At 47.3% G+C, this 9,564-nt stretch carries 10 protein-coding genes; 6 read left to right on the top strand and 4 right to left on the bottom strand.

Features of this window, described 5'->3' with window-relative positions:
- Positions 1 to 479: 479 nt before the first annotated feature.
- On the bottom strand, positions 480 to 1,748 hold the full coding sequence (gene ilvA, locus AC0YN7_RS18255) for a threonine ammonia-lyase IlvA (protein WP_475811427.1): 1,269 nt from the start codon (positions 1,746 to 1,748) through the stop codon (positions 480 to 482).
- Between the two features lie 99 nt (positions 1,749 to 1,847).
- Here ilvA and AC0YN7_RS18250 point away from each other — a divergent pair, with 99 nt between their 5' ends.
- From AC0YN7_RS18250 to AC0YN7_RS18225, 6 genes are all read left to right on the top strand, one after another.
- The gene (locus AC0YN7_RS18250) at positions 1,848 to 2,432 is read left to right on the top strand and encodes a hypothetical protein (protein ID WP_475811426.1); all 585 of its coding nucleotides are present in this window, start codon (positions 1,848 to 1,850) and stop codon (positions 2,430 to 2,432) included.
- 324 nt (positions 2,433 to 2,756) lie between these two features.
- Positions 2,757 to 2,942 carry a hypothetical protein gene (locus AC0YN7_RS18245; RefSeq protein WP_475811425.1) on the top strand — a complete coding sequence of 62 codons (186 nt, stop codon included), beginning with the start codon at positions 2,757 to 2,759 and terminating at the stop codon, positions 2,940 to 2,942.
- Between the two features lie 104 nt (positions 2,943 to 3,046).
- Entirely contained in the window at positions 3,047 to 3,853 is an 807-nt protein-coding gene (locus AC0YN7_RS18240; protein ID WP_475811424.1) for a hypothetical protein, read from the top strand.
- A gap of 3 nt (positions 3,854 to 3,856) precedes the next feature.
- A complete protein-coding gene (locus tag AC0YN7_RS18235) occupies positions 3,857 to 4,303 on the top strand; it encodes a flavodoxin (RefSeq protein ID WP_475811423.1) in 447 nt (148 codons plus the stop codon).
- Between the two features lie 139 nt (positions 4,304 to 4,442).
- Positions 4,443 to 5,294: an AraC family transcriptional regulator gene (locus tag AC0YN7_RS18230; RefSeq protein ID WP_475811422.1), complete on the top strand. Its 852-nt coding sequence runs from the start codon at positions 4,443 to 4,445 to the stop codon at positions 5,292 to 5,294.
- Between the two features lie 162 nt (positions 5,295 to 5,456).
- The gene (locus AC0YN7_RS18225; RefSeq protein WP_475811421.1) at positions 5,457 to 6,128 is read left to right on the top strand and encodes an SOS response-associated peptidase; all 672 of its coding nucleotides are present in this window, start codon (positions 5,457 to 5,459) and stop codon (positions 6,126 to 6,128) included.
- Positions 6,129 to 6,708: 580 nt separating this feature from the next.
- On the opposite strand, the gene AC0YN7_RS18220 is transcribed toward AC0YN7_RS18225, so the two are convergent.
- From AC0YN7_RS18220 to AC0YN7_RS18210, 3 genes are all read right to left on the bottom strand, one after another.
- Positions 6,709 to 7,701, bottom strand: a complete 993-nt coding sequence (locus AC0YN7_RS18220; protein ID WP_475811420.1) for an electron transfer flavoprotein subunit alpha/FixB family protein — start codon at positions 7,699 to 7,701, stop codon at positions 6,709 to 6,711.
- A 706-nt stretch (positions 7,702 to 8,407) separates the two neighbouring features.
- Positions 8,408 to 9,271: an electron transfer flavoprotein subunit beta/FixA family protein gene (locus AC0YN7_RS18215; protein ID WP_475811419.1), complete on the bottom strand. Its 864-nt coding sequence runs from the start codon at positions 9,269 to 9,271 to the stop codon at positions 8,408 to 8,410.
- 94 nt (positions 9,272 to 9,365) lie between these two features.
- The gene (locus tag AC0YN7_RS18210) at positions 9,366 to 9,542 is read right to left on the bottom strand and encodes a hypothetical protein (protein ID WP_475811418.1); all 177 of its coding nucleotides are present in this window, start codon (positions 9,540 to 9,542) and stop codon (positions 9,366 to 9,368) included.
- Between the last annotated feature and the right edge of the window lie 22 nt (positions 9,543 to 9,564).

Genomic DNA, 9,564 nt, shown 5'->3' with positions numbered 1-9,564 from the left:
AACTCATCACTGTAATGCTGTCTATTCTCGCTCATACCGGACACCTCTTCTTCATTTGTAGATTATTATCTAATTTCCCTTAAGAGGTGTCCACTTTTTATTCTAGTTCCAAAATCAAGCTTACAGTTTTTTTAAAGTCAGAATTGGTTAGTTTCAGATTGATTGTGGCTAGTATATGGTGTAACGGATATTATGATGAGTTAGAGTTTGGCTAGAGTAACTAGTATTATGGACATAACACATAATAAGTAACACAGATCAGACAAAACGCATAAATCAACATACTAAACAATAAATACTAAGTACCACAGACCAAGAAAGAAACACAAATAAGTGACACCAAACAAGAACACAAAATACGACAGACCAACAAGACAGCCAACAAGACAGCAACAAGACAGCCAACAAGACAGCCCATCAAGACAGCAACAAGACACTAATAACTAACTATCAACCGACTAACGACTAACCAAATTACATCAAATAAGAATATTGAAAAGGACGGGGTCTTTATTGAGCTCTATAAAATGGAACCCTTTCTTATTCATCCGATCAACAAGCGGATTGTAGTCCTCGCGATGTTTGAGCTCAATGCCGACAAGTGCAGGGCCGTTGTCTTTGTTGGATTTCTTCGTGTACTCGAACCTGGTTATATCGTCGTTTGGTCCAAGGATCTGATCGAGGAATTCGCGTAATGCCCCCGCGCGCTGAGGGAAGCTCACCATAAAGTAATGCTTATAGCCCTCATAAATGAGCGAACGCTCCTTGATTTCCTGCATCCGATCGACGTCATTATTACCGCCGCTCACGATGCATACGACTGTTTTGCCGGCAATTTGATCCCGGTACGCTTCTAGTGCAGCAATCGGCAATGCGCCCGCCGGTTCAGCGACGATCGCATTTTCATTGTATAGATCAAGCATGGTCGTACACACTTTTCCTTCTGGTACAGTAATGACATCATCGAGCAAATCTCTGCAGATCGCATAAGTGAGATCACCGACACGCTTGACGGCAGCGCCATCTACAAATTTATCGATTTGATCTAGCGGAGTCACCTCGCCCGCATCAATAGAAACTCGCAGCGAAGGTGCCCCTTCAGGCTCGACGCCGATTATTTTCGTGGATGGAGAAACGATTTTCACATAGGATGCGACACCTGCAGCAAGGCCGCCGCCTCCGACTGTAACGAATACGAGGTCTGGAACTTTGTCAGCTGCCTCCATAAATTCTTTACCGACCGTGCCGTTGCCGGCAATAATCTTCTGGTCATCGAACGGATGCACGAAGGCCATTCCGCTGCGGGTACTCTCAGCAACCGCTTCAGCATAAGCATCATCGAACGTATCTCCGGTCAAAATAACTTCAACTTGTGATCCGCCAAAAAAAGACACCTGCGAAACCTTTTGACGCGGAGTTGTGCTTGGCATATATATTTTACCCGGAATACCGAGTGTTTGACAGGAGTAAGCGACACCTTGCGCATGGTTGCCGGCACTGGCGCATACAACACCCTTCGCTAACGTCTCGGGAGAGAGGGAGCGCATGAGATGATAGGCACCACGTATTTTGAATGAACGAACGATTTGCAAATCCTCCCGTTTCAGGAGTACAGTACAGTTATATCGCTCGGACAGCACACGATTATGTTGGAGTGGCGTACGCGTAATGACATCCTTCAAATGCATTTGCGCTTGAATAATTTCTTCTAAACCAATGTGGGGAATAGGGGGTGTGTTCGGATTCATTTGCGGCCATCCTCTCGGTATTTCATTAGTAGTATTTTTTTATTTGATTTATTATAGCATTAACATTGAGATTAGAAGAGAGAAGAGGAGAAAATGCCAATGCGAAAAACGATAAGAAGACTGTTGATGGCTTTGGTGCTCTTTCTATTACTGCTAGGAGGCGGCGTTTGGTGGTTGTTGTCTTATATCGCGCCGGACGAGCAGCTTGATTTAGCTTATGAGCCTGTGGATGTGAAAGAAGAAGCGTTGTCGATGATCAAAAAGATGAAGCCAGAGCTGGTCCTTACGGAGCCGATTATTAACAACTTGATCAAAATGAGTCTGAAAAGTCAATTCAGTAGTGGAGAGCAATCATCACTTGAAATAGCGAAGGATGTCCAATTGGAAGGCGTAGCCTTTGAGCTGGAACAGGACAAGCTGATAGCACGGATGAATGTTACTTATCGAGACCGCATTCCTGCTGCGTTTGATGCCGTCTTTAGTATGGAGTGGCAGGAGCCGAATATTGTGCTTCGCCCGCAATCTCTTTCTCTAAAGAGGTTTAATTTGCCGCTGAGCTTGCTTGAGCCGATTATTATACCAATTGATTTGCCCAGGCAGGATGTTGTGACGGTGCGTGACGTACAGTTTCTAGTTGATCAAATCATTATAAAGTTTAAAATACACCTTCAACTAGATTTTTAGCTATAGTTAAGCAATAATAGGTCATCCGGTTGACAAAAAGTTAGATTGAAATAAGAATGGAGCGCGAGCTGGCGACAGTTTTGGCGCTCTATTTTTGTTGGCTTATTTTAGAAAATCCAAGCAACGTCCAGTAAGAATAAACTTTCGGAGTTGCAGGAGCAATTCTCAATTAACTTCGCTCAATGAAGTGAAAAGTTATTTCTTTAGGAGCAATAGCTTTCGCCTTGACAATGGCGTTGAGAATGTTTATCATATGATTGTAAGTGATAATCATTATCAATTGTTGAAATGGCTACATATACATTCGTATTGGGAGGCAATAATGTGGGCTTGCTTTATGAAATGGTTATTAAAAAACGCAGATCAGCGCAAATTTTGCACCAGCATAACAGCATGACAAACAGACCCGAGACAAATAAGTTAAGCAAAGCTAACGCCTATATAGATGGAGCTGAGACAGGAAGCGCGGAAATACAACTAATAAAGACAGTAAAGCCAATACGCTGCTAGGTCTAGGCTAATCGCTTAAAGCTGTCAACGGGATCGTGGACATAGAGCTTCGGTAAAAAATGATAAAGCGAGCATATACGGTGTTTTTTGAAGGAGAGAGAATTATGCAGACGGAAACAAGCAAGCCATGGAACTGGCTGCTCTTTCCCTTCTCATCGATAAAGGCTGGTCCAGACTGTTTATTTGCGGCCTCAGTCGGTCATGGCGTGTATCAAATCGATGAGACGGGTCGTTGGGATAAGATGGATGAAGGGTTGCCGGATCTGACAAATGTGAATCGGCTGCAGCTGCAGCATGAGCTGCTTCATGCATGCACAAGCAATGGGCTCTATGAATGGACTGCGGATAAGTGGGAAAACGACGGACTAGCTATCCCTTGCTACCAATTTCGCAAAATAGGAGGAACCTCTTACGTCGCGACAGATGATGGTCTTTGGTCTAAAACGGGATCGAAATGGGAGCAGGTGGCCTGCGAGGGCAAACGGGTATACGACTTTATTAATTTACCGCAATATTTGATCATTGCACATGACAGTGGCATTTCTCTCTATGATCGTTTTATGGATGATTGGGCTCACTTTGAGCTGCAGGAAAGAGTTGCGAGCCTGGCTGTATTTCACGGACATCTCATTGGAACCAATGATAAGGGGCAGCTACTTATTGGAGATAAGAAGGGGAAGTTTAACCGAATAAGCTTTGGTAAAAGGTTTATGTTTTCGGTGTTGGCTAAAGGGAATGACATCTATGTGTGCACGGACAGAGGGCTGTATCAGCTCGCGTATATTCATAATCAAGTTACCTTGTTATCCATTAAGCTCGGCTACCCCGTAACGGATGTTGATGTGCAGGGAGACAGTCTTTATATGGCTACGCTGTTTCAAGGTATTCAATCCGTAAAATTGGAGGAGTGACAGATGGCAAGGGTGCTTGTGGTATACGCGAGTCTGACCGGAAATACGGAAGAAATGGCGGAAGCCATTGCAGAAGGCGCGAAGGAAACAGGAGTAGAGGTGGTATGCAAGGAGTCATTCGATGCAAGCGCGTCGGAGCTTTCTGAGTATGATGGCATTATTATTGGAGCCTATACTTGGGGAGATGGAGAGCTGCCGGATGAGTTTCTTGATTTTTATGAGGAGATGGATGGACTCGATTTGAGCGGTAAAAAAGCGGCGGTATTCGGATCAGATGATACTTCTTACGAAATATACTGCGGTGCGGTGGACATTATTGAAGCTAAGCTGAAGGAGCTTGGAGCGGAAATAGCGGGAGAGAGCATTAAATTTGAATATAATGCTGCAGAAGCAGAGAAAGAGCAAGGCAGAAGCCTTGGGCGTCTTATTGCAGATCTTGTAGTGGTATAGCAATCCTCAGTCGATATCCGGAATCGGATCGGCTGGGGATTTTGTTTTGTTGTAGACAAATGAAAGGCTTATCAAGTAACATGGCAGTAGTCATTTTTGCATAATTACACATAGGAAGAACTACTGAGGAGAGATTAGGTTGTCAGAGGAATTATTGCTAACATTTCGTTCACCGCCGTTGCCGTTTTTTATAGAATCCAATCGAATAACATATAAAGCTGGGGAAGAGCATCCAAACCGGACTAACCTCGGCGTGTTTGATTTGTTGTTTGTGAATAAAGGCTCGTTGCATGTGGCAGAGGAAAACAACAGATGGACGCTCGGTCCAGGGGAAGTGCTTATTCTAAGGCCTGACCGCTGGCATTATTCCACCCGTCCTTGCGATGAGGAAACAGTGTTCGACTGGATTCATTTTCAGACCGTGGGTGCTTGGGAAGAAACCGAGGGCGGCCATCAAGGCTCGCTGCGCGGTGATTACTACACCTACGCGATTCGTTTGCCTAAGCAAATGAAGCTGACTTACCCGGATGAGGCTAAGCTCATCTTCTCCCAACTGCATGAAGCGGCTAAGAGCTCGTCGCATGGCGCATTTTGGGATCGGCAACAGCGTTTTCTGCATTTGCTGCAAATGCTGGATGAAGGCTGGCGTTCCGATGCTGCTAAAGCAGGGGTTTCGGTTGCGGAGCGGGCAGCTGCATATTTAAAGCTCAATTATCGCAGTCCTATTACCAATACGATGCTGAGTGATGTGCTTCAGCTTCATACCAATTACATAACACGCTGCATGACAGAGGTGTTCGACTGCACGCCGCAGCAGTATTTGCTTTACTATCGGCTTGATCAAGCGAAGCTTCTGTTAATTAAGACGGATTGGACGATCGCACGTGTGGCAGAGGAGACGGGCTTCCGTCAAACGCCGCATTTTTCCAGACTTTTTGCTTCGCATACAGGGATGCCTCCTCTTAAATTCCGTAAACGATTTACGACGTGAAAAGTTAATAGGCAGGGCCTGAATTTTTTATGGCGTAAATATGTAAGAGAGTTGAATACTAGAGTTTGAGAATTTAATGGAAAAAGGAATTGCTGCTGAGTGCATAATATTCTGGCATTTAACAAAAACTGGTTCAATCTACGTGAAAAAGGAGCGATCGCGATGATTGAACGGTTTTCGTTAACTGCGGAAATTGGCGATATAGTTGAAATGTTTAAGGTAAGCAAGGTTGTACGAGGATATACGAATCGGTTTAATGTGGCGCCAACACAATCGGTGTCGATTGTTATGAATGATCGTTTTGATCAAAGAACGATGCAGGAGTCTAGATGGGGACTGTTCCCTTTTTGGGCGAAGGATTCGGTTAATGCGGATCATATGACGTTGTCTGACAAGCCCTTCCTCGGAAGAATGCTGAAGAGACAACGGTGTATTTTGCCGTGCAGCGGATTTTTTGGCCAGAAGCAGGTTGGAAAAGAGCGTGACCCTCGTGCTATGCATATCGTGCTTCCCAGCCAGCAGCTGTTCGGAATAGCAGGGATCTATGATTGCTGGAAAAATGCGAGCGGCAAAGAGGTGCGGGCTTTTACCATGGTAACCGCAGCTTCGTCTGGCGCGATGTCCGTTTGGCAGCCTCGGGTTCCGGTTATTTTGGACGAGGACGGTATCGAGGATTGGCTTAACCCGCGTATTACAGAGTTCAGCGGACTTCGCAAGCATTTGGAAGCGATGGACACCTATCTAATGCGGGCCTACCCTGTCACAAATGCTGTACACAACGAATTATTTGAGTCGCCAGATTGTATTCGGGAGATTCGTCCGGATTTTGCTTGAGTGGCTGGTGGGGGATTGGAAAAGTAACTAACGACGAAAAAACCAGGTAACCAAATAACCAACTAACAAGTAACCAAGTAACAAGTAGTAAGTAGCAAGTAGCAAGTAGCAAGTGACCAAGTAACAAGTAACAAGTAACAAGTAACAGGTAGCAAGTAACAAGTAACCAAGTAACAAGTAACAAGTAACAAGTAACCAAGTGACCAAGTGACCAAGTAACCAAGTAACCAAGTAACAAGTAACAAGAAACAAACGCTCAAACGCCCAAACTACAAGTAACTGAGCAATTGAAGATATTGGCGTTCTTCGTAGCCTTGTGAGGTAAACTCACTAATTAGTGAGGAGAAGCTCACTAAAAGGACGTTAAAATGGTTTTGCTAATGAGATAGTGAGGAAAACCTCACTCGCCGTGAACTTATGTTCATGGGGAATGAGATTTACCTCACTATTTTTTGTGTTGTCTGGGGTACGGACGAGCTAATAGTGAGGATAACCTCACTATTAATGATGTTTACCTCAGTATTAGCAATTGAGGCATTGCATCTAATGTATTGTACCTAATGCAACGCATTTAGGAGGCCTAGGTGCGAACACGCTGTAACTCTGCAGTAAGCAAAGGGACTACATCGAACAGGTCACCGACGATACCGTAATCAGCAACGCCGAAAATAGGAGCTTCGGCGTCTTTGTTGATGGCGACGATGATGCGGGATTGGCTCATACCGGCTAAGTGCTGGATGGCGCCGCTGATGCCGCAGGCAATATATAGCTGCGGAGTCACGACCTTGCCGGTTTGCCCAATTTGCAGGGCATAGTCGCAATAGCCTGCGTCGCAGGCGCCGCGGGAGGCTCCGACCGCGCCGCCGAGCACGGCAGCTAGCGCCTGCAACGGCTCGAAGCCGGCCGCGCTGCGCACACCTCTGCCGCCGGATACGACTACGTCGGCTTCGGCAAGATCAAGCTGGCCGCCGGCTCGGCGAACGAGGCTATGCACGGCGGTGTAGAGCTGCGGCACCGTGAAAGGCAGAGCCACGACGGTGCCAGTGCAGGCGGCGGCGTCAAGCGGTTCCGCCGCCTGCAAATTATTCGGGCGCACCGTGATGACCCACGGGTGGCCCGCCACGAAGCTGCGCCGCTCGAACGCCTTGCCGGCGTAGAGCGGGCGAATAAAGCCGACGTTATCGCCACCTTGAGATGGTTCGATGGCGATAACGTCGGCAATGTGGCCGGAGCCATAGGCCGCGGCCACACGGGGCGCGAGCTCGCGCCCCACTGCGGTGTGGCCGAGCAATAGCGCGTCCGGCCGCACCGCATCCATTGCTGCGCTGAGGGCGGCGAAGCACGCCTCGGGCGCATAAGCGCGGAGGGAAGGATCGTCGGCGATATGCACGACGTCCGCCCCCCGCGCGGTTAGCGCGGCGGCTTCTTCAGCCGCGCCGCCGGTGCAGGCAAGGACGGCATGGACAGCGCCGTCCTTGCCTGCGAGCTGCCGCGCTGCGCCGAGCGCTTCGAGCGCCACGCGACGCAAGCTGCCGTCGCGGCATTCTGCAAAGACAAGTATTGTTTTGGACATATGACATAACTCCTCCCTCGCAACTTTGCTTTTGAAAATGATGTTCGGTTTAAAATCGTAACACTGCTTCTGAAAGTGATGTTTGTATAAAAGCGTAGCATTGCTTCTGAAAATGATGTTTGTATAAAACGAATCATTGCTTCTGAAAATAATGTTTGTTTAAAAACGAAGCATTGCTTCTGAAAATGGTGTTTGTTTAAAAACGAAGCATTGCTTCCGAAAATGATGCTTGTTTAAAAGCGTAGCATTGCTTCTGAAAATGATGTTTGTTTAAAAGCGTAACACTGCTTCTGAAAGTGATGTTTGAATTAAAAGCGGAGCACTGCTGCTGAACCTAGATTCTTTTGGATAGATACAAGTAGCGGACACAGGAGACCTTATTTGCAGGGGTTACCCTTGTTTTGGGATGTTTACGAACCTCAGATCCGTTATTTGTATGAAAAGGATCAAATATGCCCCCAGCCAAGAGGAATAGCGGATCTCATGTCTCGTAACCATCCTCAATAATGAAAAATCAAGAATAACGGATTATGTTCGCTCTCGCACTATCGCTCTTGCACTATCGCTCTTGCACTATCGCTCTTGCACTATCGCTCTTGCACTATCGCTCTTGCACTATCGCTCTCGCACTATCGCCCTTGCACTATCGCTCTTGCACTATCGCTCTTGTACTATCGCTCTCGCACTATCACTCTCGCACTATCATTTATAGCAACTTCGCCTCCGACTGCAGCAGCGCGACTAACGCAGCTGCCTGCTCTGCAGGTGCGCCGCCAAGTCGTTGACCGGATGCGCGTGGTGGGGGTGGGAGCAGCTGAGTCCTAACAGTACGAGGAGAAATGCTTGATATTCCACTCCCCCCACCACTACCAAAAAGCTCCTCAACCGCAACGGTGCGCAGCGGTTTTTTCTTTGCCTTTATAATGCCCGGGAGTGAAGGGTAGCGCGGTTCGTTAAGGCCTTGCTGTGCAGTGATGAGAGCCGGCAAGGGGATGGATACGGTCTCTGTATCACCCTCTACATCTCGCTCAACCAAGGCGTACCTTTCCGCAGGCATTAGTGTAGGAGCAATAACTTCCTCTAATGAGCTGTCTACCTTTAAGGAGTTGCTCCTTTCATCGCCAGTAATAATAGAAAGCTTAACTGCGGAGGAGGCATGCGGTAAGTCGAGGCGCTGCGCTACCTGCAAGGCAACGCTGCCAGAACCGCTGTCTACGGCGAATAGTCCAGCTAGCAGCAGATCCGGGGCGAGTGGTTCGATCACCGCAGCTAATGCGGCTGCTACGGCAAAGCCATCGTCGGGCAGTGAACTGCTATCGAGTCGGATCGCTTCATCGGCCCCGACAGCAAGCGCGGTACGCAGTGCATCTTGAGCCCGTTCCGGACCGCAGGTAACGACGATAACCTGACCGCCATGCCGTTCCCGCTGCAAAATAGCTTCCTCTAGCGCGTATTCGTCATAAGGGTTGATAACAAACTTGGCTTCGCTTTCGTCGACGCCCTGCGGCGTAACGATTATTTTCTCCTCGGTATCAAACGTTTGCTTGAGAAGCACCACTATTTTCAGCATAGAAGCTCCCTCATTTACACCAAAATTTTTTAAAGGATAAGACTTTATAAGTGTCACACTCATAATTGGCTTATCCTTCACCGCGAAACGAGCTTTAGCCGCCAGAAGACGGCGCCAGCCGTTTACGCTTGGCAACAACATTGTCCATCAGTGCTACGATATGACGATTCGCAAGCGAATAGACCGTACACTTTCGTTCAATGGGCGGCATGTTCGCGAGAAAAATCTCATATACATGGAGCACCGCGGCTATTTTTTTATATATAAGCATTAAACGTTTTCACTTATAAATA

The organism is Paenibacillus sp. J31R122 (assembly GCF_056269185.1).
The sequence above is the reverse complement of the archived record's forward strand: the minus strand, read 5'-3'. Positions and strand labels throughout refer to the sequence as shown.

Coding starts and splice junctions, on each gene's coding strand:
- AC0YN7_RS18225 (WP_475811421.1), top strand. CDS start 5,457: ATGATTGAACGGTTTTCGTTAACTGCGGAAATTGGCGATATAGTTGAA.
- AC0YN7_RS18250 (WP_475811426.1), top strand. CDS start 1,848: ATGCGAAAAACGATAAGAAGACTGTTGATGGCTTTGGTGCTCTTTCTA.
- ilvA (WP_475811427.1), bottom strand. CDS start 1,748: ATGAATCCGAACACACCCCCTATTCCCCACATTGGTTTAGAAGAAATT.
- AC0YN7_RS18215 (WP_475811419.1), bottom strand. CDS start 9,271: ATGCTGAAAATAGTGGTGCTTCTCAAGCAAACGTTTGATACCGAGGAG.
- AC0YN7_RS18240 (WP_475811424.1), top strand. CDS start 3,047: ATGCAGACGGAAACAAGCAAGCCATGGAACTGGCTGCTCTTTCCCTTC.
- AC0YN7_RS18210 (WP_475811418.1), bottom strand. CDS start 9,542: ATGCTTATATATAAAAAAATAGCCGCGGTGCTCCATGTATATGAGATT.
- AC0YN7_RS18235 (WP_475811423.1), top strand. CDS start 3,857: ATGGCAAGGGTGCTTGTGGTATACGCGAGTCTGACCGGAAATACGGAA.
- AC0YN7_RS18220 (WP_475811420.1), bottom strand. CDS start 7,701: ATGTCCAAAACAATACTTGTCTTTGCAGAATGCCGCGACGGCAGCTTG.